Below are 24,605 nucleotides of genomic sequence, written 5' to 3'. Positions count from 1 at the left end.
CACGTCCGTTACAAGAAATGCCGAGGAACACCGTGACCGTAGCCCCCCAACGCCCGCCAGGCGAAAACGTGTCGGGCGCAAGCGCCATGGATCAGGCCTTGAACTGGCTGATCGAACTGGACGCCGCCGATGCCGGGCAGCAGGCGCGCTTTGAGGCCTGGCTGCGGGCCGATCCTGCGCATGCCGAGGCGTTCGCCCAGGCCGAGGCGATCTGGAATAGCCAGGTCGTGCGCCAGAGCGCCGCGACGCTTAACCAGCGCCCGCAGCGCTGGCAACGCCTGCGTGCCTGGACCCGGCCCATGGCGGCGGCAGCGGTGTTGCTGCTGGGGGTGGGCTATTTCGGCAATCTGCCGCTGCGCTTGCAGGCCGATCATCTGACCGTGGCCGGCGAGCGGCAGCGGCTGGAACTCGATGATGGCTCGCGGGTGCTGCTCAATACCCGTTCGGCGTTCTCCAGCCAGTTCGATGAGCAGCATCGCCTGGCGCGGCTGTATCAGGGCGAGGCGTTTTTCGAGGTGGCCAACGCCCATGGCATGCCACTGGAGATCGAGGCCGGGCCGCTGCGGATGAGCACCCGTGGCAGTGCGATGTCGGTGCGTTATCTCGACGGCGAGGCGCGGGTGCAGGTGCAGCGTGGCGCGGTGGATGTGCATGCGGTCAAAGGTGGTTCGCGGCTTAGCCTGAGTGCCGGTGATAGCGTCAGCCTGAACGCCGCCGGGCTTGGCCCGCAGCAACGCCTGGACCCTGGCCGGGACCTGGCCTGGGTGCAGGGCCGACTGATTTTCGACAACTGCCCGATGGGCCAGGTGCTCGATGAGTTGCGGCGTTATTATCCGGGCCTGATCGTCAACACCAATCCGGCCCTGGCGCAGGTCAATGTGACCGGTAACTACCGGCTGGACAACCCGCTGGATGTAGTCCGCTCACTGGCCGAGATGACCTCCGCGAGCGTGCATGAATTGCCCAAGCTGGTGATTATCAATTGACTGGTTTTGTCGGGGCGGATTGATCCGCGAAGGCCTTACGATTGGTGCATGGATCGTGGCCGCAGCTGTCTGGACTGAGGGTTTCCCCCCTTTGCCGAAACAAAGGGGGGGCGCCCGCCAGGGCGAAACACGGCGGCTGAGAGAGCGCCAACGCCATTGAGCCGTTTTGATGCCGTAACGGCCTTTACGAATTATGCAACGCCAGGCAGTTATCCAGCATGCGGTTGGAAAACGCCCACTCATTGTCGTACCAGGCCAGCACCTTGAGCAGTCGACCACTGACCTTGGTGTGGTTGGCGTCGAAGATCGACGACAGCGGGTTATGGTTGAAGTCGTGCGACACCAGTGGCAACTGGTTATAGCCCAGCACTTTCGAATTCTGGCTGGCCGCTTTCATCAGCGCATTGACCTCATCGGCCGTGGTATCGCGCTTGAGCTGCACGGTCAGGTCCACCAGTGACACATTGATCACCGGCACCCGCACGGCCATGCCGGTCAGTTTGCCGGCCAGTTCCGGCAATACCAGCCCGACAGCCTCGGCGGCGCCGGTCTTGCTCGGGATCATCGACTGAGTGGCCGAACGCGCACGGTACGGGTCGGTATGGTAGACATCGATCAGATTCTGATCATTGGTGTAGGCATGCACCGTGGTCATCAGGCCGCTTTCGATGCCCAGTTCGCGGTGCAGCACCTGTGCCACCGGCGCCAGACAGTTGGTGGTGCACGAGGCGTTGGAAATGATCTGGTGCGACTGGCGCAGCACGTCATGGTTGACGCCATACACCACAGTGGCGTCGGCGCCGCTGGCCGGGGCCGAGATGATCACTTTGCTGGCGCCGGCAGTGATGTGCGCCGCCGCCTTGTCGCGGCTGGTGAACAGCCCGGTGCATTCGAACACCACATCGACCTGTTGGGCCTTCCAGGGCAAGTCTGCCGGGTTGCGGATGGCGCTGACTGCAATCCGGTCACCATTGACGGTCAGGCTTTCGCTATCGCACTCGACGGTGCCGTCAAATGGCCCATGGACAGTATCGAAGCGCAGCAGGTGGGCGTTCATTTCACTGTTGCCCAAGTCGTTGATGGCGACGACCTGCAAGTCTTGCCTATAGCCTTGGGTATACAGTGCGCGCAGGATGTTACGACCGATGCGGCCAAAACCGTTGATTGCGATACGAAGGGCCATGAACGCGTCCTCTCTGGAATTTGTTGTTTGAATTACAAGATTATTCTCATAAAAATAGAAAACAAGCCTTTTTGGTGGCAATATTTTCCTAAACCTACAAATACAAACCTTGAAGATCCGACACCATGACCCAAGTCACGGTCTTGTCTGACAAACCGGTGACCTGCGACTGTCCAGAATCTTTACGGGTGACCATAGACCTTAGCCTGGAGTTCATCACATGCATCCCCGCATCCTTGAGGTCACCGAACGGCTGATCGAACGCAGCCGTCCGACCCGCCAGCGCTACCTGCAACTGATCCGCGAGGCGGCCAGCGACGAACCCATGCGGGCCAAGCTGCAATGCGCCAACTTTGCCCATGGCGTCGCCGGCTGCGGCAGCGAAGACAAGCAGACCCTGCGGCTGATGAACGCTGCCAACGTGGCGATCATCTCGGCCTACAACGACATGCTCTCGGCGCATCAGCCCTACGAGCACTTTCCCCAGCGCATCAAGCAGGCCCTGCGCGAGGTCGGTTCGGTCGGCCAGTTCGCCGGTGGCGTGCCGGCCATGTGCGATGGTGTGACCCAAGGTGAGCCGGGCATGGAACTGGCCATCGCCAGCCGGGAAACCATCGCCATGTCGACCGCGGTCGCGCTGTCGCACAACATGTTCGATGCCGCCCTGATGCTGGGGATCTGCGACAAGATCGTGCCGGGGCTGATGATGGGCGCGCTGCGCTTCGGCCATCTGCCAACCCTCTTTGTGCCCGGCGGGCCGATGGTGTCGGGCTTGTCCAACAAGGAAAAGGCCGACGTGCGCCAGCGCTATGCCGAAGGCAAGGCGAGCCGTGAAGAACTGCTGGACTCGGAAATGAAGTCCTACCATGGTCCGGGCACCTGCACCTTCTACGGTACTGCCAATACCAACCAGTTGCTGATGGAGGTGATGGGCCTGCATCTTCCCGGTGCCTCGTTCGTCAACCCGTACACGCCGTTGCGCGATGCGCTGACCGATGAAGCCGCGCAACAGGTCACCCGCCTGACCCGCCAAAGCGGCAGCTTCATGCCGCTTGGCGAAATCGTCGATGAGCGTTCGATCATCAACTCCATCGTCGCTCTGCACGCCACCGGCGGCTCGACCAACCACACCCTGCACATGCCGGCCATCGCCCGGGCGGCGGGGATTCTGTTGACCTGGCAGGACATGGCCGACCTTTCGGATGTGGTCCCGACCCTGACCCATGTCTACCCTAATGGCAAAGCTGATATCAACCACTTCCAGGCCGCTGGTGGCATGTCGTTCCTGATTCGGGAGCTGCTGGGTGCCGGGCTGCTGCATGAAAACGTCAATACCGTAGTCGGTCATGGGCTGAGCCGTTACACCCGCGAGCCGTTTCTCGAAGACGGCAAACTGGTGTGGCGCGAGGGGCCGCTGCAAAGCCTCGATGAAAATATCCTGCGTCCGGTGGCGCGGCCATTCTCGCCAGAGGGCGGCCTGCGGGTGATGCAAGGCAATCTCGGTCGCGGGGTGATGAAAGTGTCAGCGGTGGCCCTTGAACATCAGGTGGTCGAGGCGCCGGCCCGGGTGTTCGAAGACCAGCAGGCGCTGGCCGATGCGTTCAAGGCCGGTGAGCTGGAGCGCGATTTCGTCGCCGTGATGCGGTTTCAGGGCCCGCGCAGCAACGGCATGCCGGAGCTGCACAAGATGACCCCGTTCCTCGGCGTGCTGCAGGATCGCGGCTTCAAGGTCGCGCTGGTCACTGACGGGCGTATGTCGGGCGCCTCGGGCAAGATTCCGGCGGCCATCCACGTTTGCCCGGAAGCCCATGATGGTGGCCCTTTGGCTTTGGTGCGTGATGGCGACGTGATTCGGGTCGACGGTGTCAAAGGCACATTGCAAGTTCTGCTCGAACCGGCAGAATTGGCCGCAAGACAACCGGCAACCACGCAGATCGACAGCAGTGTCGGCTGCGGTCGTGAGTTGTTCGGTTTCATGCGTGTGGCCTTCAGCTCCGCCGAGCAGGGAGCCAGCGCCTTTACTGCAAGCCTGGAGGGACTCAAGTGAAGCTGGCTCTGGTAGGTGATATTGGCGGTACCAACGCACGGTTCGCGATTTGGGAAGACGATCAACTGCACTCGATCCGGGTGTTCGCCACGGCTGAGTATGCAGGTCCTGAACAGGCCATCGAACTCTACCTGCAAGACCTTGACCTGCAACGCGGTGATGTCAGCCATGTCTGCCTGGCCGTCGCCGGCCCGGTGGACGGTGATGAATTCCAGTTCACCAACAGCAACTGGCAGTTCAGCCGTTCGAAATTCTGTGAGCACCTGAAGGTCGAGCACCTGTTGCTGGTCAACGATTTCGCGGCCATGGCGCTGGGCATGACCCGGCTGGGTGAGGATTACCTGACGGTCTGCCATGGCATCGGCAAGCCGCAGCGGCCGCGTGTGGTGATCGGGCCAGGCACCGGCCTTGGCGTCGGCACGCTGGTCAAGACCGGCGACAATCACTGGACCGCGTTGCCCGGGGAGGGCGGTCACGTCAACCTGCCGGTCGGCAGCGCCCGTGAAGCGCTGTTGTGGACCCGCCTGATGGCCGAGCACGAACACGTCAGCGCCGAAACCGTGCTCAGCGGCGCCGGGCTGCTGCGCCTTTATCAGGCCAGTTGCGCACTGGACGGCATCGACGCGCCGCTGAAATCGCCGGCAGCCGTGACTGCCGCCGCCCTGGATGGCGATACCGTGGCGGCTGCAGTGCTCGAGCAGTTCTGTGTGTTCCTTGGCCGGGTGGTGGGTAATAACGTCCTGACCCTCGGTGCGCTGGGGGGCGTGTACATCGCCGGCGGCATGGTGCCGCGCTTCACTGAGTTTTTTATCAATAGCGGATTCCGTCAGGCGATGGCCGACAAGGGCGTGATGAGCGACTATTTCGACGGTCTGCCGGTGTGGCTGGCGACTGCCGAGTATCCGGGCCTCAATGGCGCCGGGGTGGCCTTGCAACAGGCGTTTGGCGAGGGCGAACAGGTACTCGAATAACCCGCTGTCCATACAATAACAATTCACTGAACAAGGACGACCTTCTTGAGTTCAGCCCATAAAACCCTGCTGCTGGTCGATGACGACCAGGAGATTCGCGAACTGCTCGAAACCTACCTGAGCCGGGCCGGTTTTCAGGTCCGCGCCACCGCGGACGGTGCCCGGTTTCGTCAGGCGTTCAACGAAGCCCCCGCTGACCTGTTGATCCTCGACGTCATGCTGCCCGACGAAGACGGCTTCAGCCTGTGCCGCTGGGCGCGTCAGCATCCGCGCCAGCCGCATGTGCCGATCATCATGCTCACCGCCAGTTCCGACGAGGCTGATCGGGTCATCGGCCTGGAACTGGGGGCCGACGATTATCTGGGCAAGCCGTTCAGCCCACGCGAGTTGCTGGCCAGAATCAAAGCCCTGCTGCGCCGCTCCGGGTTTGGCCAGGAGCGTGGCGGGGAAGTGCTGCTGTTCGATGAGTGGCGCCTGGACATGGTCAGCCACCGGCTGTTTCATGCCGATGGTGAAGAGGTGATTCTTTCCGGGGCCGATTTCGCCCTGCTCAAGCTGTTTCTCGATCATCCACAGCAGATCCTCGACCGCGACACCATCGGCAATGCCACCCGAGGCCGTGAACCGATGCCGCTGGAGCGCATCGTTGACATGGCGGTCAGCCGCCTGCGCCAGCGTTTGCGTGACACCGGCAAAGCGCCGCGGCTGATTCGTACCGTGCGCGGCAGCGGTTATCTGCTGGCCGCGACCGTGCAGTCGGGAGTGGCTCATTAGCGGCGCACGCCAGCGCTGGCTGGCGCTGCCACGCACGTTGCTCGGGCGCATGCTGCTATTGACCCTGTTGGCGGTGCTGCTGGGCCAGTCGCTGTCGGGGATCATCTGGGTGGCGCAACTGCGCGCCACCCAGATGGAAGGTTTGCTCAACAGTGCGCGCAGCCTGGCTTATTCGATGGCTGCCAGTGTCAGTTATTTTCGCTCGCTGCCGGTCAGCTACCGGCCGCTGGTGCTCGACCAACTGCGCAGCATGGGCGGTACGCGCTTTGTGGTGTCGCTCAACGAGCATCCGCTGGACATGCAACTGCTGCCGGCCACACCGCGTAAAGATGCGGTATTGAGCGCGGTGGGCGAGGTGCTGCGCAGTTCGTTGGGCGACGGGCCGAAGATCGTCGCCTGGTTCGTCAGCCCCGATGAGCTGCGGCTGTTCAACAGCGGCCTGAAACTCGACGAACTGCCGCGCTCCTGGGCGCATTACGCATTGACTCTGGAGCCGGTCAATCCGCCGGTGCTGGTCACCCAGATCGAACTGGCGCCCGGCGAATGGCTGTACATCGCGTCATTGCTGCCCGCACCTTACACCTTTCTGGAAGAACCAGACCTGCCGGCCCAGCAGGTCTGGTCGATCGCCTTGACCAGCGCGTTCCTGCTGCTGTTCATCGGCCTGCTGGTGCACTGGCAGAGCCGGCCGCTCAAGCGCCTGGCCAGGGTGGCACGGGACCTGTCACTGGACGGTGATGCCTCTCCGCTGATCGAGGGCGGCAGCAGCGAGGTGCAGGAGGTCAGCCGCGCCTTCAACACCATGCGCACCCGCATCAGCCGCTACCTGACCGAGCGCGGCCAGTTGTTCAGCGCGATTTCTCATGACCTGCGCACACCGATTACCCGTTTGCGGCTGCGCGTCGAACTGCTTGATGACCCGGCCTTGCAGGCGCGCTTCGAGCGCGATCTGGACGAGCTGGAATTGCTGGTCAAAGGCGCACTGCAGTGCGTCAAGGACACCGACATTCACGAAAACATCGAACCGGTGGACCTCAATAACCTGCTCGATTGCCTGGTGGAGCCCTATCTGTCAGCTGAAGGGGACGCGCGCATCACCCTGCACGGCGTGGCTCAGGCTTCGTACATGGGCAAGCCGCTGGCGCTGCGGCGCTGCATAGGCAACCTGATCGACAACGCACTCAAGTACGGCTACCGCGCCCACTTGCATATCGAAGACCGCCGCGAGGTATTCGTGCTGCACGTTGATGACGAGGGGCCGGGCGTTCCCGAGCAGCGCCTGGAACAGGTGTTCGAGCCTAACGTGCGGCTGGCTTCGAACCAGCAAGGCTACGGCCTGGGGCTGGGCATTGCGCGCAATATCGCCCATAGCCACGGTGGCGAGGTGAGCCTGCAGAACCTTCGCGAGGGCGGCTTGCGGGTAACCCTGGAACTGCCGCGCTTGCCCTGACGCCATTGCATTGCCACTAAATGTCACCAACCTGTGACTATTCCCTATCCCTTCGTTACCAAGCGGTCTTTCGATATGGCTAGACTGCTTTCAAGCGCAGGCAACCGACCTGCCCCAAATAACAACAAGAAGGCCGAATCAATGAATGCTCTGTCCCAGCTTGCCGCTGCCATTTCTCTTGCCACGTTGCTTCCTTTCACTGCCCAGGCTGCCGAGTCCAAAGGCTCGGTAGAAGTCGTCCATTGGTGGACCTCCGGTGGCGAAAAAGCCGCTGTCGACGTCCTCAAGGCTCAGGTCGAGAAAGACGGTTTCACCTGGAAAGACGGCGCCGTAGCCGGTGGTGGCGGGGCGACGGCGATGACCGTGCTCAAGAGCCGCACCGTGGCCGGTAACCCGCCGGGCGTGGCGCAGATCAAGGGGCCGGACATTCAGGACTGGGGTTCGATGGGCCTGCTGAGCACCGACACCCTCAAAGATGTCGCCAAGCAAGAGAAATGGGACGAGTTGCTCGACAAGAAAGTCTCTGACGCGGTCAAGTACGACGGTGAGTACGTCGCCGTGCCGGTGAACATTCACCGCGTCAACTGGTTGTGGGTCAACCCGCAGGTGCTGGAGAAGGCCGGCGTGGCCAAGGCGCCGACCACCCTCGAAGAGTTCTACGCCGCCGCTGACAAACTCAAGGCGGCCGGTTTCATTGCCCTGGCCCATGGTGGCCAGCCGTGGCAGGACAGCACGGTGTTCGAGAACCTGGTGCTCTCGGTCATGGGCCCTCAGGGCTACGAGCAAGCGTTCGTCAAACTGGACGATAAAGCGCTGACCGGTCCTGAAATGGTCAAGTCGTTCACGGAATTGAAGAAAGTCGCCACCTACATGGACCCCAACCGCGCCGGGCGTGACTGGAACATTGCCGCCGCCGATGTGATCAACGGCAAGGCCGGCATGCAGATCATGGGCGACTGGGCCAAGAGCGAATGGACGGCCGCAAAGAAAGTTGCCGGCAAGGACTACCAGTGCGTGCCGTTCCCGGGCACCGAGAAGGCGTTCACGTACAACGTCGACTCGCTGGCGATCTTCAAGCTCAACGCCGATCGTACGGGTGATATCGCTGCCCAGCAGGACCTGGCCAAAGTCGCGTTGGGTGAAGAGTTCCAGAAGGTCTTCAGCATCAACAAGGGCTCGATCCCGGTGCGCAAGGATATGCTCGCCAGCATGGACAAACATGGCTTCGACAGCTGCGCCCAGGCCTCGGCCAGGGACTTCCTGGCAGACGGTGGCAATGGCGGCCTGCAGCCAAGCATGGCGCACAACATGGCCACCTCGCTGGCTGTGCAGGGCGCGATTTTCGATGTGGTGACCAACTACATCAACGACCCTAACGCTGACCCGGCCCAGGCGGCCAAGCGGCTGGCCTCGGCGATCAAGGCAGCCCGCTAGCAGCCGTAGCGTTATTCGCTGCTGAAGCAGCTCCTACGGCAGCTCCTACGGCAGCGCCTACGGATATCACCTTAACCGTTGTGTGTGTCGACGGGACTCTTTGCGGGTCTCGCGACCGCCTGCGGCCTGAATTCGACCCGACTGGATGACTTCAATGACTTCTGTCGCTGTGTTCAACAAAGCCTCGCCGCTCGATGCGCTGCAACGCTGGCTGCCCAAACTGGTGTTGGCGCCCAGCATGCTCATCGTGCTGGTGGGCTTCTACGGCTACATTCTCTGGACCCTGGTGCTGTCGTTTACCAACTCCACCTTTCTGCCGTCCTACAAGTGGGCCGGGCTGGCTCAGTATGCGCGGTTGATGGATAACGACCGCTGGTGGGTGGCGAGCAAGAACCTGCTGTTGTTCGGCGGGTTGTTCATCGGCATCAGCTTGGTGGTCGGGGTGATTCTTGCGGTGTTGCTCGACCAGCGGATTCGCCGCGAAGGCGCGATCCGCACCATTTACCTGTACCCGATGGCGCTGTCGATGATTGTCACCGGCACCGCCTGGAAATGGCTGCTCAATCCCGGCCTGGGCCTGGACAAGCTGCTGCGTGACTGGGGCTGGGAAGGCTTTCGCCTCGACTGGCTGGTGGACCCGGAGCGGGTGGTGTACTGCCTGGTGATTGCCGCCGTGTGGCAGTCCTCCGGCTTTGTCATGGCATTGTTTCTCGCCGGCCTGCGCAGTGTCGACCAGTCGATCATCCGCGCCGCGCAAATGGATGGCGCCAGCCTGCCGCTGATTTACTGGCGGGTGGTGCTGCCCAGCCTGCGCCCGGTGTTTTTCAGTGCGGTGATGATCCTCGCCCATATCGCGATCAAGAGCTTTGACCTGGTGGCGGCGATGACCGCCGGTGGGCCGGGCTACTCCTCTGATCTGCCGGCAATGTTCATGTATGCCTTTACGTTCAGCCGCGGACAGATGGGCATGGGCTCGGCCAGCGCGATGCTGATGCTCGGCGCGATCCTCGCCATTCTGGTGCCGTACCTGTACTCGGAACTGCGGAGCAAACGCCATGAGTAACACGATCGGCTCCAATGGAACCACCGTCAGCCGTTTGCTGATCCACGCGGTTTTGTGGCTGGCCTGCCTGGTGTATCTGGTGCCGCTGGTGGTCATGCTGCTGACCAGCTTCAAGACCCCTGAAGACATCGGCAGCGGCAACCTGCTCAGTTGGCCGGCGGTGGTCACGGTGATTGGCTGGGTCAAGGCCTGGAACATCGTCGATGGCTATTTCTGGAACTCGATACGCATCACCATTCCGGCGGTGATCATCTCGACGGCCATCGGCGCGCTGAACGGTTACGTGCTGTCGATGTGGCGCTTTCGCGGCTCGCAGCTGTTTTTCGGCTTGCTGCTGTTCGGCTGCTTCCTGCCGTTTCAGACCGTGCTGCTGCCAGCGTCCTTCACCCTCGGCAAGATGGGCCTGGCCAGCACCACCACAGGCCTGGTGTTTGTTCATGTAGTCTATGGCCTGGCCTTTACGACGCTGTTCTTTCGCAACTTCTACGTGACCATTCCCGAGGCGCTGGTGCGTGCGGCACGGCTCGATGGGGCGGGGTTCTTCACCATCTTCTGGCGCATCGTCCTGCCGATGTCGACGCCGATCATCATGGTCTGCCTGATCTGGCAGTTCACCCAGATCTGGAACGACTTCCTGTTTGGCGTGGTGTTCTCCAGCGGTGACTCGCAGCCGATCACCGTGGCCCTTAACAACCTGGTCAACACCAGTACCGGGGTCAAGGAATACAACGTGGACATGGCCGCGGCGATGATCGCCGGGCTGCCGACACTGCTGGTCTACATCCTGGCCGGCAAATATTTCCTGCGCGGGCTGACCGCCGGCGCGGTCAAGGGCTAGGGATCAATCATGGCAACTCTCGAACTGCAAAACGTCAACAAACGCTACGGCAGCGGCCTGCCAGACACGCTGAAAAACATCGAACTGAAAATCAAGGACGGTGAGTTCCTGATCCTGGTCGGCCCGTCCGGTTGTGGCAAATCGACCCTGATGAACTGCATTGCCGGCCTTGAAGACATCAGCGGCGGGGCGATTCTCATTGATGGCGAAGACGTCAGCCAGACCAGCCCCAAGGACCGTGACATCGCCATGGTGTTTCAGTCCTACGCGCTGTACCCGACCATGAGCGTGCGCGAGAACATCGAGTTCGGCCTGAAAATTCGCAAGCTGGCCAAGCCGGCCATTGATGAGGAGGTCAGCCGGGTGGCGCGCCTGCTGCAGATCGAACATCTGCTTGAGCGCAAGCCGGCACAGCTTTCCGGCGGCCAGCAACAGCGTGTGGCGATGGGCCGGGCATTGGCGCGGCGGCCGAAGATCTACCTGTTCGACGAGCCGTTGTCCAACCTCGACGCCAAGCTGCGGGTCGAGATGCGTACCGAAATGAAACTGATGCACCAGCGCCTGAAGACCACCACGGTGTACGTCACCCATGACCAGATCGAGGCCATGACCCTCGGTGACAAGGTGGCGGTGATGAAGGACGGCATCGTCCAGCAGTTCGGTACACCACGGGAGATCTACAACGACCCGGCCAACCAGTTTGTCGCCAGCTTCATCGGCTCGCCGCCGATGAACTTCATCCCGCTGCGTCTGCAACGCCGTGACGCACGCTTGCTGGCGCTGCTCGACAGCGGTCAGGCGCGCTGCGAGCTGCCGCTGGGTTGCAACGACGCGGGGCTGGAAGACCGTGAAGTGATTCTTGGCGTACGCCCGGAGCAGATCAGCCTGGCTGCTGGCGATGGCCAGGGATTACCGACGATTCGCGCCGAGGTGCAGGTGGTGGAGCCTACCGGCCCTGACACCCTGGTGTTCGTCAACCTCAACCAGACCAAGGTCTGCTGCCGTCTGGCGCCGGATCAGGCACCGCAGGTCGGCGAGACCCTGACCCTGCAACTGGACCCTACCCGGGTGCTGCTGTTTGACGCCGCCAGCGGTGAGCGTCTGGGCGTTCTCGGGCGTGCCGAGGGCGCAGGCCGGCAGGGCAATGTGACCTTGCTCAATCGCAAGTGAGTGGACGCTGTAAAGCTGAAAGCCAATAACAATAATTGAGGACTCATGGGATGAACAAGCACGATGCGCCATCGTATTCACGGCTGAAAAGCCTCTGCCAACTATCGATACTGGGCAGCCTGGCCCTGGCCGGTGGTGTGCAGGCGGCTGAAGCGTTCAGCGCCGATTCACCGTGGATGACCGGTGACTGGGGCGGGGCGCGCACCGAATTGCTCGACAAGGGCTATGACTTTTCGCTGGAGTACGTCAGCGAGGCGGCCAGCAATCTCAATGGCGGCTACAACGACGACACTACAGCGCGCTGGAGCGATCAGTTCGCCTTCGGCCTGAAAGTCGATTTGCAGAAAGCATTCGGCTGGCAAGGCGCCGAGTTCAAGCTGGCGATCACTGAGCGTAGCGGCCGTAATATTTCCAATGACCGGATCGGCGACCCGCGGGCTGGCACCCTCAGTTCATCCCAGGAAGTCTGGGGCCGTGGCCAGACCTGGCGTCTGACCCAGATGTGGCTCAAGCAGAAATTCATGGATGACGCGCTGGTGGTCAAGCTCGGCCGTTTCGGGCCGGGCGAGGAATTCGCTTCGGCGCCGTGTGACTTCCAGAACCTGAGCTTCTGCGGCGCGCAGCCAGCCAACTACGTCAACACCTGGTACAACTGGCCGGTCAGCCAGTGGGGCGCAGCGCTGAAGTACAACATCACCCCGGAGTTCTTTGCGCAGATCGGTGTGTTCGAGCAAAACCCTTCGAACCTGGAGATTGGCAACGGCTTCAAGCTCAGCGGCAGCGGCTCGCAGGGCACCCTGGTGCCGGTGGAAGTGGTCTGGAGTCCGAAGGTCAACGGCTTGCCCGGCGAGTACCGGCTGGGCTACTACCACAGCAGCCCGGACGCCGACGATGTCTATGAAGGCGCCAACGGCCTGCCGCAGCCGGTGTCGGGCGGCGCGTTCAAATCCCATGGCAGCAAGCACGGTGGCTGGGTCATGGCGACCCAGCAACTGACCGCCCACAACGGTGATGCCTCACGCGGCCTGACCCTGTTTGCCGCCGCGACGGTGCATGACAAGGCCACCAACTACATTGATAACTTCCAGCAGATCGGCCTGCTCTACAAAGGCCCGTTCGACAGTCGGCCCAAGGATGACATCGGCATTGGTATCTCGCGCATCCACGTCAACGACGATGCCCAGGACCGTCGTCGGCTGGTCAACCTGATCAACGGCATCAACGACTACGACAACCCGGCGTTCCTGCCGGTGCAGGACACCGAGTACAACTCGGAGATTTACTACGGCTTCCACGTCACCAACTGGCTGACCGTACGGCCCAACCTGCAGTACATCCGCCATCCCGGTGGCGTGGACAAGGTTGACGATGCGCTGGTGGCCGGTCTGAAGATCCAGACCAAGTTCTGATAGCGGCTGTGTGTGCTTTGCGGGCAGCCTGGCTGCCCGTTTTTTTGGGCGTTGTACAAATATACAAATCGCAGGAGGTCAGCCGCCGCCTTGGCGGCGGGCTATCGCGTTGCAAATATGAAGTGGTACGGATCGAGCTCTGTAATGAATCACTTTTGACGGTTCGAACGGTGTACATCCGCCGCAGCGGTGGTGGGTTTTAGTCACCTTTGTGCTCAAATGATCTGTGCTCGGCTTTAGATCGTTGCCGTTGATTTCGCTTTTGATCTTCGAGCCGAGATGGCGCAGACGACGCGAGTCGCGACTTGGGTGCAGGCCGAGGGTAGGCGTCGATTCGGGGGAGAAACCGACTGGATGTCGCTGCTCTTCATATCAGGAGCAGGTGCGCTGGGCAGGACGCCCATCGCGCCGGCCCCAGAATCGGCGCCGGACGGAGGGAAGTCCGCCCGCTGGGCGGACCCAAGCCAGGAGCAAGCGGTTTTCCCCCATTTTGCCAAGCACAAAATGGGGTCGCCCAGCAGGGCGAAACCTGCAGCTCAGACACCGTGGAAAAGGATTTTCCATTGCTCGAAAGAGCGATGCGGGCCGCACCTGACCTTGCTTAGCCCTGATCTTCCAGCGGGTAGCGGCTGTCGTTGAGGCTTTCCTTGATCTTGCGCAGGTGCGGCTGGAAGTCCACGCCGCGGCGCAGGGTCATGCCGGTGGCCAGTACGTCCAGCACGGTCAACTGAATGATCCGCGAGGTCATCGGCATGTAGATATCGGTGTCTTCCGGCAACGGAATGTGCAGGCTGACCGAACTGGCCTGGGCCAGTGGCGAACCGGCGGCGGTCAGGCCGAGCACCGAGGCGCCATTCTCGCGGGCCAGACGTGCGACTTCGACCAGGTCGCGGGTGCGTCCGGTGTAGGAAATGATCACGAACAGATCACCGGTGTGCGCCACCGAGGCGAGCATGCGCTGCATCAGTACGTCGGCGTGAGCACTGACCGCCAGGTTGAAGCGAAAGAACTTGTGCTGGGCATCCATGGCTACCGGTGCCGAGGCGCCCAGGCCAAAGAAGTGGATCTGCCGGGCCTGGATCAGCATGTCCACGGCGCGGCTGATCTGCGCCGGGTCCAGAGCCTGGCAGGCGCTGTCCAGCGAGGCAATGGCACTGCCGAAGATTTTTTGTGTGTAGGCCTCGGGGTTGTCGTCCGGCTCCACGGCACGGCTGACGTAGGCGGCGCCACTGGCCAGGCTCTGGGCCAGTTGCAGCTTGAGTTCCGGGTAACCGCTGACGCTGAACGAGCGGCAGAAGCGGTTGACGGTCGGTTCACTGACCTTGGCCGCCTGGGCCAGGGCTGCGATGCTCAAACGGGTGGCCATCTGCGGGTTGAGCAGGATGACTTCGGCCACCTTGCGTTCGGCTTTATTCAGCTCCGGGAGTCGGTTCTGGATCTGCTCCAGGAGATTTCGTGTGCGGTCCATGACGGCATCCTGATCGGGGGCTGTTCGACAGACGTTCGCCTGGCGGCTTTAGCCTGTAGCAAAGGTGGCCTATCGTACTGAGAGGCCGAGTGAATCACCACCGGTATAAAGCTTTGGATAAAATGTTGTAGTTATTACTACATTTGGCCTTGAGGAATACCTTTAAAAAAGGTATTTGTAGTCTAACTTGATAAAAGAACTAACATTATGCCCCTGATTACGGTTGATCCGTGCACTTTCGCCCTGTTCGGCGCTCTCGGCGATCTGGCTGTGCGCAAACTGTTTCCGGCTCTTTATCAGCTCGATCGTGCAGGTTTGCTGCATGACGATACGCGCATTATCGCTCTGGCCCGCGAGCCGGGCGACGAGGCCTCGCACCTGGCCTATATCCACCAGTCGATGCGCCGCTTCATTCCCGAGACGGAGCTTGAGTCCGAACACGTCACCCGCTTTCTGGCACGGCTCAGCTATCTGCACCTGGATTTCCTGCTGCCGGAGGGCTATCTGGCCCTGGCCGAGCGGGTCGGCAACGCCGATTCGCTGATTGCCTACTTCGCCACGCCCGCCTCGGTGTACGGCGCGATTTGCGAGAACCTCGCGGCGGCAGGCCTTGCCGAGCGCACCCGGGCGGTGCTGGAGAAACCCATCGGCCACGATCTGGCGTCTTCGCGACGGGTCAACGATGCGGTGGCGAAGTTTTTCCCCGAGAACCGGGTTTATCGCATCGACCACTATCTGGGCAAGGACACGGTACAGAACCTCATTGCCCTGCGCTTCGCCAACAGCCTGTTCGAAACCCAGTGGAACCAGAACCATATCTCCCACGTGGAAATCACCGTGGCCGAGAAGGTCGGCATCGAAGGCCGCTGGGGCTATTTCGATCAGGCGGGGCAACTGCGTGACATGATCCAGAACCACCTGCTGCAGTTGCTGTGCCTGATCGCCATGGACCCGCCCAGCGACCTGTCGGCCGACAGTATTCGCGACGAGAAGGTCAAGGTGCTCAAGGCCCTGGCGCCGTTTACCCCGGAGCGTCTGGCCACTCAGGTGGTGCGCGGTCAGTACACTGCCGGCTACAGCGAAGGCAAGCCGGTGCCGGGCTATCTGGAGGAAGACAACTCCAACACCGAAAGCGACACCGAGACCTTCGTTGCCCTGCGCGCCGATATCCGCAACTGGCGCTGGTCGGGGACGCCGTTTTACCTGCGCACCGGCAAGCGCATGCCGCAGAAGCTGTCGCAGATCGTGATCCACTTCAAGGAGCCGCCGCACTATATCTTTGCCCCGGAACAGCGCCTGCAGATCAGCAACCGGCTGATCATCCGCCTGCAGCCTGACGAGGGTATCTCGCTGCAGGTGATGACCAAGGATCAGGGCCTGGACAAGGGTATGCAGTTGCGCAGTGGCCCGCTGAATCTGAACTTCTCTGACACTTACCGCAGTGCCCGGGTGCCTGACGCCTATGAGCGGCTGTTGCTGGAAGTGATGCGCGGCAACCAGAACCTGTTTGTGCGCAAGGATGAAATCGAATACGCCTGGCAGTGGTGCGATCAACTGATCGCCGGCTGGAAAAAAGCCGGTGATGCGCCCAAACCGTACGCCGCCGGGTCCTGGGGGCCGATGAGTTCCATCGCCCTGATCACACGTGACGGGAGAGCCTGGTATGGCGACATGTGATTTGCAATTGCCGGCGGGCCTGAAGGCCCATGACTTCGATAATGCGGCGCAACTGGCCGAGGCGCTGGCCAGCGATGTGGCCGAGCACTTGCGCGCCGCCATTGCGCAGAACGGCAAGGCCACTCTGGTGGTGTCCGGTGGCCGTAGCCCGGTGGCTTTTTTCGAGCGTCTGGCGGCCGAGCCGCTGGACTGGTCGCAGGTGGTGGTCAGCCTGGCTGATGAGCGCTGGGTACCGGTGGAGCACCCGGACAGTAATGCGGCGCTGGTACGCCGTCATTTGCTGCAAGGCCCGGCCGCTGCGGCAAAGTTGCTTGGCCTGTATAGCCTGGCGCCGAGCCTGGAGGCCGCCGCCGAGCAGGCTGACCGGTTGCTGGCCGAGCTGCCGCCGATCGATGTGCTGGTGCTGGGGATGGGCGATGACGGGCATACCGCCTCGCTGTTCCCGTCCAGCCCGAACCTGCGCGAAGCCCTGAGTCTTGGTGGTGAGCGCCGCTGCCTGGCGATGCTGGCGCCCAGCGTGCCGCATCAGCGGCTGACCATGACCCGTGAGTTGCTGGCCTCAGCCAGCGTGAAGATTCTGTCGATTGCAGGCCAGGCCAAGCTCGACACCCTGCGCACCGCTGTGCAAGGCGATGACGTGACGGCTTTGCCGATCCGCGCCTTTCTCAACCCGTCTCTTGAAATTTACTGGTGCCCCTAAGCCAAGGAAACATCGCCGTGACCCAAGACCAAAATAATCAGCCGCTCAACAGCATGGCGAACAAGACAGCCCGGATCGATGAGCTCTGCGCCCGGGCCAAAATTCTTCCGGTGATCACCATCGCCCGCGAGCAGGACGTGTTGCCGCTGGCCGACGCGCTGGCTGCCGGTGGCCTGAGCGTGCTGGAAGTCACTCTGCGTTCGGCGTTCGGCCTGGATGCGATCCGCCTGTTGCGCGAGCAGCGCCCGGAGCTTTGCACCGGTGCCGGGACCATCCTCGACCGTCGTACCCTGGCTGACGCTGAAGCGGCGGGCGCGCAGTTCATTGTGACGCCGGGCAGCACCCATGAGCTGTTGCAGGCTTCGGCCGCAAGCGAAGTGCCGCTGTTGCCCGGCATCAGCAGCGCCTCTGACATCATGCTCGGCTACGCCCTGGGTTACCGGCGCTTCAAGCTGTTCCCGGCGGAGGTCAGCGGGGGAGTGGCGGCGCTCAAGGCGCTGGGCGGCCCCTTCAACGAAGCGCGGTTCTGCCCGACCGGCGGGGTCAATGCGCAGAACCTTAAAAACTACATCGCCCAGCCCAACGTCATGTGTGTCGGCGGTAGCTGGATGATCGACAACGCCTGGGTCAAGAACGGCGACTGGGGCCGTATTCAGGAAGCCACCGCTGAGGCCGTAGCGCTGTTCGGCTGAGCGGCAGCAGGCTGGCGGCAAACCAAAAATCCGGTGCCTGTGCACCGGATTTTTTCTGCGTGCTTTTCGTGCTCAGTTCCGGCCGGATTTGAAGCCCTGGCGGGGCCGGGTGCGCAGCGGGTCAAGCAACGCACCCAGGCCGTTGTGGTCAATCTCGTGCATCAATGCCAACAGGGCGCCCAGTTCACCCTTGGGAAAGCCTTCGCGGGCGAACCAGTTCAGGTAATGGCCGGGCAGGTCAGCCAGCAAGCGGCCCTGGTACTTGCCAAAGGGCATTTCACGGGTGACCAGCAGTTTCAATGATTCGGGATTCATGGCTTATCGGTTCTGAAGAGGGGAAGGACCGGGGCTGACCTGAGTCAGCGCGTCACCCGGCGGCGATGACAGTCGTGTGGCTTGAGCAGCTTGCCCTGCACCGAACGCACCTGCAGGCTGAGTACGGGTTGCTCGTGCTCGTTATCGAGCAACACCGAATGCGTCTCGCCAGGTTCGAACAAATGCTGCTCACCCCATTGGCGCAGGCATACCACAATCGCAAAAGTCGAGCGGCCCCGCTCGGTCAGCACGTACTCATGGTAGGCGCTGCCATCGGAGGCCGGGCAGATTTCGAAGATGCCCAACTCCACCAGCACTTTCAAACGTGCGGCAAGAATATTCTTCGCCAGACCAAGACTCTTCTGAAAGTCGCCGAAACGCCGGATATCGTCGAAGGCATCGCGAATGATCAGCAGCGTCCAGCGCTCGCCGATGGCTTCCAGTGTGCGTGCCACAGGACATTCGCTGCTTGCCAGCGCTATATGCCTAGCCATTGGATTACCTTTCAGAGGTTAAAAAAACTGGTTGCAGATTAAAACCTGAATTGTTACAACTCAATCATCTGGTTTTAAATTGAAACTGCTTATTTTGTCAGGGATGACCCCATGAGTTGCAGCAGCCATTGCGAGCAAGCCACTGCACCGTCAGTCATAAACGAGCCATTGCAGCTCTCCCGTTCACTGAGCCTGATCTTATCGATCACCTGCGCGCTGGCGGTGGCGAATGTGTATTTTGCCCAGCCCTTGCTCGATAGCATGGCGCAGAGCCTGAATGTTGCGCCCGGCAGCATTGGTATTGTGGTCACAGCCACGCAGATCGGTTACGCGGCCGGACTGCTACTGATCGTGCCGCTGGGCGACTTGCTCGATCGCAAGGCGTTGATCATCACGCAAATGCTGTTTTCAAGCGCGCTGGGGGCAGTGGCGGCGACCCAGATGTATGCGCTGGGGGGCTGGTCAGCGGTGTGCCTGTTGGGTGCCGCAGTCAGTACCGCCGCCTGGCTGTTCTGGGCATGGATACGCTTTAGCGAGCTGCGCCTGGCGCCCTCGGGCTAGCCCTGTACATCACTCTGCATTTGTCTGCACCCTCACTCAATTACGCGTCAAGGCGTTTATGAAACTTCACCACTTGCTGCTGGCCATCCTGATCACTGCTATCTGGGGCTTCAACTTTTCGGTCATCAAACTGGGCCTGCACAGCGTCGATCCGCTGATGCTCGCCGCCATTCGTTTCGCACTCTGCGCACTGCCGGCCATCCTGTTCATCCCCAGGCCGAATGTGCCTTGGCGCTACATTGCAGGTTACGGGCTGGTGTTCGGCATCGGCCTGTGGGGGGTGGTGAATCTGGGGATCAAGTCCGGGCTGTCGGCCGGTATCGCTTCACTGGTGCTGCAGTTCAGTGCCTTCTTCACGATTTTGCTGGGCGGCTGGGTGTTCAAGGAAAAGATCACACGCTTTCAATTGGCCGGTATCGTCATCGCGCTGGGTGGCTTGTCGAGCATCATCTTGATTGCCGATGGTTCGGTCAGCGTGACCGGACTGGCGCTGGTGCTGTTCGGTGCCTTGGCCTGGAGTGTGGCCAACATCATCATCAAGAAGGCCAAAACGACTCAAGTGTTTGCCTTTCTGGTCTGGTCCAGCGCCTTTGCGCCGCTCCCGCTGTTGCTGCTCGATTACGGGGTCAATGGCACGCAGGGTTATGGCGTACTGGTCGCGCAAATGGATTGGCGTGCCGTGTCGTCGATCCTGTTTCAGGTGTACCCCAATACCTTGTTTGCCTACTGGGTCTGGAACTCGCTGCTCAGGCAATACCCGGTTTCGACGGTGGCGCCGCTGTCACTGTTGGTGCCGATCTTCGGCATGCTTGGTTCGGCACTGATTTTTAACGAGCGCCTTTCGGCAATCAAGGTGGTTGCCGTGCTGCTTATAGTCTGCGGTCTGGCTGTGGGCTTGTATGGCGAGCGGATCAGGCAGGCATTGAGCAAGCGCTTGACGCGCACGGCCTGATCACTGTTCGGCATGGCTGATAGCCAGACTTGCAGTCTGCATGCTGGCAAAAAGCAACTTCATGCAGAACGCAACGCATGGTTTTTCAGGTTTTTTGTTAAGTATTTGAAATTAAACATAAAAATGGAATCGAAAAAGCTGGCACAGGCCATGCAACTCTCCAGGCAGCCACACCCAATTTGGTATCAACTGCCTAGGAAGGATGAGTGAAATGACTGACATCAACAAAGAATCGATCAACCTGCTCAACGACCTGATCGAAACCAGCAAAGATGGCCAGAAGGGCTTTGAGACCAGTGCTGAAGACATCAAGAACCCTGCCATCAAGCAGTTCTTCCAGACCCGTGCCAGCGATTGCGCCAGCGCCGTAACTGAGTTGCAAGCCGAGGTTCGCGCCTTGGGCGGCGACCCGGAGACTTCTTCGAGCGTCAGCGGCACGCTGCACCGCGCCTGGGTAGACCTCAAGTCACTGGTTACCGGCAAGAGTGATGAAGCGATCCTCAATGAGGTTGAGCGCGGTGAGGATGTAGCGCTCAAGGCTTACAAAGACGCTCGTCAGAAAGCGGTTGAAAAGTCCCTGCCAGCTAACGTCACCGGCCTGATCGACCGTCAGTTGCAAGGTGCTCAGGCCAACCACGACAAGGTTAAGGCGCTGCGCGATCAAGTGCGCGCTGCCAATCATTAAGGGCACGTTTGACCGGCAAGGATGCCATCACGCCAACCGCCAGCGGCTAAACCGCCCTGGCGGTTGGCGTTTGTGCGTAATCAATAAATTCCACCCGGTTACGGCCGTGATGCTTGGCGTTGTACAGCGCCTTGTCAGCGCTCTCGATGAACGCGCTCAGGTCGTCATGCTTGCTGACGCTTGCCGTGGTCACACCAATACTCACGGTAATCGCCTGCTGATCATGCTCGACGGCAGGCAGGGTCATGATGGCCTGGCGAATGGTCTCGGCCATGGCCAATGCCCCTTGACGCTCGGTATTGGGCAGTATCAGCAGAAACTCTTCGCCACCATAACGCGCGGCAAAATCACCGGCGCGCCGGGCGTTGCCGGCGATGCACTGGGCGACCTGACGCAATGCCTTGTCGCCGCCCAGGTGCCCGTGGCGTTCATTGAAGCGGCGAAAGTGGTCTACATCGATCATCAGTAGCGACAGCGGATCACCGCAGCGCTGTGCGCGGCTCCACTCGCTGGCCAGGGTCAGGTCGAGCTGGCGACGGTTCGGCAGGCCGGTCAGGGCATCGGTGGCAGCCAACCCGGCCAGTATGTTCTCCGCCCGCTGGCGGCGGCGCAGTTCGCGGCGCAGCAGGACGGTCAGCCACAGGATCCCCAGGCACAGCACGCCGGTGGCGCTGCCGACCAGCAAGGCATTGCGCTGCCAGGCGGCATAGACGGCCGATTCCGGCTGGCTGATGACCACCACCAGTGGCAGGCCCCTGACCCTGGAAAAGGTATACAGGTGCCGATGCCGGTGCTCTACCGACATGCCCACGAAACTGCCTTCAGGCAGCTCGAGAATGTGCTGGTAGTTGGCGTTGCCGGCCATCACGGTGCCGGTCTGGTCTTCATCGGCCTCGACCGGCTCCCGGACCAGCAGTACACCTTGGGTATTCATCAGGCTCAGGCTGCTGTCCGGCCCCAGCGACTGGCTGCGGAACAACGGCTTGAAGTAGGCCAGACGCATGGCCGCGCCGGCCACCCCGAGAAACTCACCGTTGGGCCCCGACAAGCGGCGACTGAAGCTGATGCACCAGTCCTTGAAGCCCCAGCGGGCCTTGAATGGCTGGCTGATGTGCAGCCCGGGCAGGTTGCTGTCGCGGTGATGTTGAAAGAACGGGCGGTCGGCGAAGTTCTCCTCGCGCCGGGCACCGGGCAAGGAGTCGGCAAGTACATTGCCGTTCTGGTCGAGCAATAACAGGTCACCTTTATAGGGCGCTGCTGCGGCACGATCAAACAGAACCTGATGGCGCAGATCGTCGGGTAACTGGCGCAGGCGCTCATGTTGCCAGGCGTTGATCATCCCGTTGATCGAGGCGTCATAGAGTTCGGCGCTGCGCACCACATCGGCTTCGATCAGCCGCACGATATTGGACGCCGCGCGGGTGGCGCTGAGCAGCGCGTCGTTGCGCTCGCGCATCAGCAACGAGGCGACGATGCCCAGAATGGCGATCAATGACAGCAGGCTGCCACAGATCAACAGAAGCTCGGAGCGTATCCAGCCAGCAGGTACGTTCATTGCAGCCACTCGACTTAAGGGGCGGCGGCGATCCGTTCATGCCGCAGGCTCTGGAACTGATTTTTATCGGTATATCAGGTTTTCGGCAGGACGCCGCCGATCAATAGACCAATCGCCTGCCGTTTTTCGCAAGTGCCGTTCAGCGGTTCGGCAGGCTGACACCGAAGGTGTTGATTCCGTCGCGGCTGGTCACGAACACCGTGCCGCCGTGCATCAGCGCGATGGCCTTGACGATGGCCAGGCCCAGACCATGGTTGGCGCCGCTGTTACTGCGTGAGGCATCGACCCGATAGAAGCGCTCGAACAGCATCGGCAGATGCTCGTCAGCAATCGCCGGCCCCGGATTGCTGACGCCGATGTGAACCTGTTGCTCAAGCCGCTCGATAGCGACGCGAATAGTCTGCCCGGCGCTGGTGTGCTGTACGGCGTTGTGCAGCAGGTTGATCAGCGCGCGGCGCAACTGGGCCTTCTCGATCGGGACGCTGGCATCGCCGTGCACCTGCACCGCAACCTGCGCGTCCTCAAGGATGAAGTCCAGATATTCCAGGGTTGTCGCCACTTCCTCGGCCAGCGACACACTGGTCAGTTCACTGGCTTTGCCGCCCTGATCGGCGCTGGCCAGAAACAGCATGTCATTGATGATCGAGCGCAGCCGTTCCAGCTCTTCGAGGTTCGATTGCAGGACCTCGAAGTAATGCTCGGCCGAGCGGCCACGGGTCAGCGCCACCTGGGTCTGGCCGATCAGGTTGGTCAGTGGCGAGCGCAGTTCATGGGCCACGTCGGCGTTGAATGACTCCAGCCGCGAGTAAGCCTGTTCGACCCGGCCCAGTGTCGCGTTGAAGGCGTTGACGAACTGCTCCAGCTCCGGGGGCAAGGGTGACAGTTGCAGACGGGCGGACAGATGCGGCGGTGACAGCTTGTGAGCCTCCAGCGACAGGCTGGTCAGCGGCCGCAGGCCGATGCGCGCGACCCAGTAACCCAGCAGTGAGGCGAGCAGAATGCCGATCACCGCCAGGCTGACCAGCGCGACCACCAAGGAGTGCTGGGTCTGCCAGAAGGTCTGGGTGTCGATGGCGGTGAGAAAGCGCAGGGCCGGGCGCTGGTCTTTGGCGGGAAACTCGCTGACCAGCACCTTGTACGGGAAACGCTGGCCGGGCAGCAGCAAATCACGCATGCCCAGCGGCCCACGAGCGAAGCGGCGGATGTGCGGGTCGGGGTTGCCATACTCGTAGTCTGGATGATCGCTGACCACCCAGAAGCGGATACGCTTATCCTCCTCGCTGAGCAGGTTGAGCTTGTTGCCGAGCTTGCTCCAGTGCTGCAAGTCGCCGAAGCGATTGACTGTCGATTCGAGCACGCTATAGCGTGCGTCGACTTCTGCCTCGGGCAGCAGGTCCAGGTGCTTGTCGACCTGCAGGTACAGCGCCCAGCCGATCAGGGTGAAGACACCGAAGGCCACCAGAGCGAACAGGCTGCCCAGGCGCAGGGCAATGGAGTCAGCCCGCACGGCGATCTTCCAGCACATAGCCCATGCCACGGATGGTGTGCAGCAGTTTATGTTCATGGGGGCCGTCGAGCTTGGCCCGCAGACGCTTGATGGCCACCTCGACGACATTGGTGTCGCTGTCGAAGTTGATGTCCCAGACCTGCTCGGCGATGGAGGTCTTGGACAGGATCTCGCCGTGGCGGCGCGCCAGCACGCTGAGCAGGGCAAACTCTTTGGCGGTCAATTCCAGGCGCACGCCGGCACGGCTGGCCTTGCGGCTGAGCAGATCGATGCGCAGGTCATCAATGCTGATCTGCACCGGCTCCTGGGTGCTGCTGCGACGGGTCAGGGCTTGCAGGCGGGCGACCAGTTCAAGGAACGAAAACGGCTTGCCCAGATAGTCATCGGCGCCTTCGCGCAGGCCCCGAATCCGGTCGTCGACCTGCTCGCGGGCGGTGAGCATGATCACCGGGGTCTGTTTACGCGCACGCAAGGCGCGTAGCACACCGAAGCCATCCAGGCCCGGCAGCATGACGTCGAGGATGATCACCGCGTAGTCGTGCTCCAGACCCAGGTGCAGACCCTCGATGCCATCGGCGGCCAGATCCACGCTATAGCCCTGTTCGCTCAGGCCGCGATGCAGGTAGTCAGCGGTTTTCTGTTCGTCTTCGATAATCAGCACGCGCATGCGCAAC

The 24,605-nt window shown here is 61.5% G+C and carries 22 protein-coding genes and 1 pseudogene; 16 read left to right on the top strand and 7 right to left on the bottom strand.

Going from position 1 to position 24,605, the window contains the following annotated elements:
• Window positions 1–32: 32 nt before the first annotated feature.
• Entirely contained in the window at window positions 33–986 is a 954-nt protein-coding gene (locus PSCI_RS03470) for a FecR family protein (protein ID WP_373568448.1), read from the top strand.
• 184 nt (window positions 987–1,170) lie between these two features.
• Here the strand turns inward: PSCI_RS03470 and gap are convergent, their stop codons facing one another.
• On the bottom strand, window positions 1,171–2,169 hold the full coding sequence (gap, locus tag PSCI_RS03465) for a type I glyceraldehyde-3-phosphate dehydrogenase (protein WP_045482861.1): 999 nt from the start codon (window positions 2,167–2,169) through the stop codon (window positions 1,171–1,173).
• Window positions 2,170–2,389: 220 nt separating this feature from the next.
• On the opposite strand from gap, the gene edd reads away from it, so the two are divergent.
• The 9 genes from edd to PSCI_RS03420 all read left to right on the top strand — a co-directional run bounded on the left by edd (window position 2,390) and on the right by PSCI_RS03420 (window position 13,325).
• The gene (gene edd / locus PSCI_RS03460; protein WP_045482858.1) at window positions 2,390–4,216 is read left to right on the top strand and encodes a phosphogluconate dehydratase; all 1,827 of its coding nucleotides are present in this window, start codon (window positions 2,390–2,392) and stop codon (window positions 4,214–4,216) included.
• Complete coding sequence (locus PSCI_RS03455) at window positions 4,213–5,187, top strand: glucokinase (RefSeq protein WP_045482855.1); 975 nt, start codon at window positions 4,213–4,215, stop codon at window positions 5,185–5,187. Before edd ends, PSCI_RS03455 begins: the two co-directional genes overlap by 4 nt.
• 45 nt (window positions 5,188–5,232) lie before the next feature.
• Complete coding sequence (locus PSCI_RS03450; protein ID WP_045482852.1) at window positions 5,233–5,961, top strand: response regulator; 729 nt, start codon at window positions 5,233–5,235, stop codon at window positions 5,959–5,961.
• Between the two features lie 49 nt (window positions 5,962–6,010).
• The gene (locus tag PSCI_RS03445; protein ID WP_045482849.1) at window positions 6,011–7,411 is read left to right on the top strand and encodes an ATP-binding protein; all 1,401 of its coding nucleotides are present in this window, start codon (window positions 6,011–6,013) and stop codon (window positions 7,409–7,411) included.
• Window positions 7,412–7,552: 141 nt separating this feature from the next.
• Window positions 7,553–8,845 carry an ABC transporter substrate-binding protein gene (locus tag PSCI_RS03440; protein WP_045482846.1) on the top strand — a complete coding sequence of 431 codons (1,293 nt, stop codon included), beginning with the start codon at window positions 7,553–7,555 and terminating at the stop codon, window positions 8,843–8,845.
• A gap of 154 nt (window positions 8,846–8,999) precedes the next feature.
• On the top strand, window positions 9,000–9,908 hold the full coding sequence (locus tag PSCI_RS03435; RefSeq protein WP_045482843.1) for a carbohydrate ABC transporter permease: 909 nt from the start codon (window positions 9,000–9,002) through the stop codon (window positions 9,906–9,908).
• Complete coding sequence (locus tag PSCI_RS03430) at window positions 9,901–10,746, top strand: carbohydrate ABC transporter permease (RefSeq protein WP_045482841.1); 846 nt, start codon at window positions 9,901–9,903, stop codon at window positions 10,744–10,746. Before PSCI_RS03435 ends, PSCI_RS03430 begins: the two co-directional genes overlap by 8 nt.
• Before the next feature lie 9 nt (window positions 10,747–10,755).
• Window positions 10,756–11,916 carry an ABC transporter ATP-binding protein gene (locus PSCI_RS03425; protein WP_045482838.1) on the top strand — a complete coding sequence of 387 codons (1,161 nt, stop codon included), beginning with the start codon at window positions 10,756–10,758 and terminating at the stop codon, window positions 11,914–11,916.
• Window positions 11,917–11,966: 50 nt separating this feature from the next.
• A complete protein-coding gene (locus PSCI_RS03420) occupies window positions 11,967–13,325 on the top strand; it encodes a carbohydrate porin (RefSeq protein WP_045482835.1) in 1,359 nt (452 codons plus the stop codon).
• Window positions 13,326–13,926: 601 nt separating this feature from the next.
• Here the strand turns inward: PSCI_RS03420 and PSCI_RS03415 are convergent.
• A complete protein-coding gene (locus PSCI_RS03415; protein WP_045482832.1) occupies window positions 13,927–14,793 on the bottom strand; it encodes a MurR/RpiR family transcriptional regulator in 867 nt (288 codons plus the stop codon).
• Between the two features lie 207 nt (window positions 14,794–15,000).
• On the opposite strand from PSCI_RS03415, the gene zwf reads away from it, so the two are divergent.
• Genes zwf through PSCI_RS03400 form a run of 3 tightly spaced genes read left to right on the top strand, consistent with a single transcriptional unit; the run spans window position 15,001 to window position 17,862 of the window.
• On the top strand, window positions 15,001–16,470 hold the full coding sequence (gene zwf, locus PSCI_RS03410) for a glucose-6-phosphate dehydrogenase (RefSeq protein ID WP_045482829.1): 1,470 nt from the start codon (window positions 15,001–15,003) through the stop codon (window positions 16,468–16,470).
• Window positions 16,457–17,170, top strand: coding sequence for a 6-phosphogluconolactonase (gene pgl, locus PSCI_RS03405; RefSeq protein WP_045482826.1), 714 nt, complete (start codon window positions 16,457–16,459; stop codon window positions 17,168–17,170). Before zwf ends, pgl begins: the two co-directional genes overlap by 14 nt.
• 17 nt (window positions 17,171–17,187) lie before the next feature.
• Complete coding sequence (locus PSCI_RS03400) at window positions 17,188–17,862, top strand: bifunctional 4-hydroxy-2-oxoglutarate aldolase/2-dehydro-3-deoxy-phosphogluconate aldolase (protein ID WP_144403185.1); 675 nt, start codon at window positions 17,188–17,190, stop codon at window positions 17,860–17,862.
• A 72-nt stretch (window positions 17,863–17,934) separates the two neighbouring features.
• On the opposite strand, the gene PSCI_RS03395 is transcribed toward PSCI_RS03400, so the two are convergent.
• On the bottom strand, window positions 17,935–18,177 hold the full coding sequence (locus PSCI_RS03395; RefSeq protein WP_045482823.1) for a DUF3820 family protein: 243 nt from the start codon (window positions 18,175–18,177) through the stop codon (window positions 17,935–17,937).
• 44 nt (window positions 18,178–18,221) lie between these two features.
• On the bottom strand, window positions 18,222–18,671 hold the full coding sequence (locus PSCI_RS03390; protein WP_045482821.1) for a winged helix-turn-helix transcriptional regulator: 450 nt from the start codon (window positions 18,669–18,671) through the stop codon (window positions 18,222–18,224).
• A gap of 111 nt (window positions 18,672–18,782) precedes the next feature.
• Here PSCI_RS03390 and PSCI_RS28405 point away from each other — a divergent pair.
• The 3 genes and pseudogenes from PSCI_RS28405 to PSCI_RS03370 form a co-directional block, all read left to right on the top strand.
• Window positions 18,783–19,163 (top strand): annotated as a pseudogene (locus tag PSCI_RS28405) (MFS transporter); the annotation flags it as partial.
• A 127-nt stretch (window positions 19,164–19,290) separates the two neighbouring features.
• On the top strand, window positions 19,291–20,184 hold the full coding sequence (locus PSCI_RS03380) for an EamA family transporter (RefSeq protein ID WP_045482817.1): 894 nt from the start codon (window positions 19,291–19,293) through the stop codon (window positions 20,182–20,184).
• 211 nt (window positions 20,185–20,395) lie between these two features.
• Window positions 20,396–20,869, top strand: coding sequence for a ferritin-like domain-containing protein (locus PSCI_RS03370; protein ID WP_045482812.1), 474 nt, complete (start codon window positions 20,396–20,398; stop codon window positions 20,867–20,869).
• Between the two features lie 46 nt (window positions 20,870–20,915).
• On the opposite strand, the gene PSCI_RS03365 is transcribed toward PSCI_RS03370, so the two are convergent.
• The 3 genes from PSCI_RS03365 to PSCI_RS03355 all read right to left on the bottom strand — a co-directional run bounded on the left by PSCI_RS03365 (window position 20,916) and on the right by PSCI_RS03355 (window position 24,598).
• The gene (locus PSCI_RS03365) at window positions 20,916–22,424 is read right to left on the bottom strand and encodes a GGDEF domain-containing protein (RefSeq protein WP_045482809.1); all 1,509 of its coding nucleotides are present in this window, start codon (window positions 22,422–22,424) and stop codon (window positions 20,916–20,918) included.
• A gap of 139 nt (window positions 22,425–22,563) precedes the next feature.
• On the bottom strand, window positions 22,564–23,931 hold the full coding sequence (locus PSCI_RS03360) for a heavy metal sensor histidine kinase (protein WP_045493760.1): 1,368 nt from the start codon (window positions 23,929–23,931) through the stop codon (window positions 22,564–22,566).
• A complete protein-coding gene (locus tag PSCI_RS03355) occupies window positions 23,921–24,598 on the bottom strand; it encodes a heavy metal response regulator transcription factor (RefSeq protein ID WP_045482806.1) in 678 nt (225 codons plus the stop codon). The genes PSCI_RS03360 and PSCI_RS03355 overlap by 11 nt, the downstream gene beginning before the upstream one ends.
• Between the last annotated feature and the right edge of the window lie 7 nt (window positions 24,599–24,605).

The organism is Pseudomonas sp. StFLB209, assembly GCF_000829415.1.
GTDB lineage: Bacteria > Pseudomonadota > Gammaproteobacteria > Pseudomonadales > Pseudomonadaceae > Aquipseudomonas.
Note: the sequence above shows the minus strand (reverse complement) of the source record. Positions and strands in the feature narration are given on the sequence as shown.

Bases quoted from the DNA above. Each gene is read 5' to 3' on its own strand.
- gap (WP_045482861.1), bottom strand. From the start codon at position 2,169: ATGGCCCTTCGTATCGCAATCAACGGTTTTGGCCGCATCGGTCGTAAC.
- edd (WP_045482858.1), top strand. From the start codon at position 2,390: ATGCATCCCCGCATCCTTGAGGTCACCGAACGGCTGATCGAACGCAGC.
- PSCI_RS03445 (WP_045482849.1), top strand. From the start codon at position 6,011: ATGCTGCTATTGACCCTGTTGGCGGTGCTGCTGGGCCAGTCGCTGTCG.
- PSCI_RS03440 (WP_045482846.1), top strand. From the start codon at position 7,553: ATGAATGCTCTGTCCCAGCTTGCCGCTGCCATTTCTCTTGCCACGTTG.
- PSCI_RS03435 (WP_045482843.1), top strand. From the start codon at position 9,000: ATGACTTCTGTCGCTGTGTTCAACAAAGCCTCGCCGCTCGATGCGCTG.
- PSCI_RS03430 (WP_045482841.1), top strand. From the start codon at position 9,901: ATGAGTAACACGATCGGCTCCAATGGAACCACCGTCAGCCGTTTGCTG.
- PSCI_RS03425 (WP_045482838.1), top strand. From the start codon at position 10,756: ATGGCAACTCTCGAACTGCAAAACGTCAACAAACGCTACGGCAGCGGC.
- PSCI_RS03420 (WP_045482835.1), top strand. From the start codon at position 11,967: ATGAACAAGCACGATGCGCCATCGTATTCACGGCTGAAAAGCCTCTGC.
- PSCI_RS03415 (WP_045482832.1), bottom strand. From the start codon at position 14,793: ATGGACCGCACACGAAATCTCCTGGAGCAGATCCAGAACCGACTCCCG.
- zwf (WP_045482829.1), top strand. From the start codon at position 15,001: ATGCCCCTGATTACGGTTGATCCGTGCACTTTCGCCCTGTTCGGCGCT.
- pgl (WP_045482826.1), top strand. From the start codon at position 16,457: ATGGCGACATGTGATTTGCAATTGCCGGCGGGCCTGAAGGCCCATGAC.
- PSCI_RS03395 (WP_045482823.1), bottom strand. From the start codon at position 18,177: ATGAATCCCGAATCATTGAAACTGCTGGTCACCCGTGAAATGCCCTTT.
- PSCI_RS03390 (WP_045482821.1), bottom strand. From the start codon at position 18,671: ATGGCTAGGCATATAGCGCTGGCAAGCAGCGAATGTCCTGTGGCACGC.
- PSCI_RS03380 (WP_045482817.1), top strand. From the start codon at position 19,291: ATGAAACTTCACCACTTGCTGCTGGCCATCCTGATCACTGCTATCTGG.
- PSCI_RS03370 (WP_045482812.1), top strand. From the start codon at position 20,396: ATGACTGACATCAACAAAGAATCGATCAACCTGCTCAACGACCTGATC.
- PSCI_RS03365 (WP_045482809.1), bottom strand. From the start codon at position 22,424: ATGAACGTACCTGCTGGCTGGATACGCTCCGAGCTTCTGTTGATCTGT.
- PSCI_RS03355 (WP_045482806.1), bottom strand. From the start codon at position 24,598: ATGCGCGTGCTGATTATCGAAGACGAACAGAAAACCGCTGACTACCTG.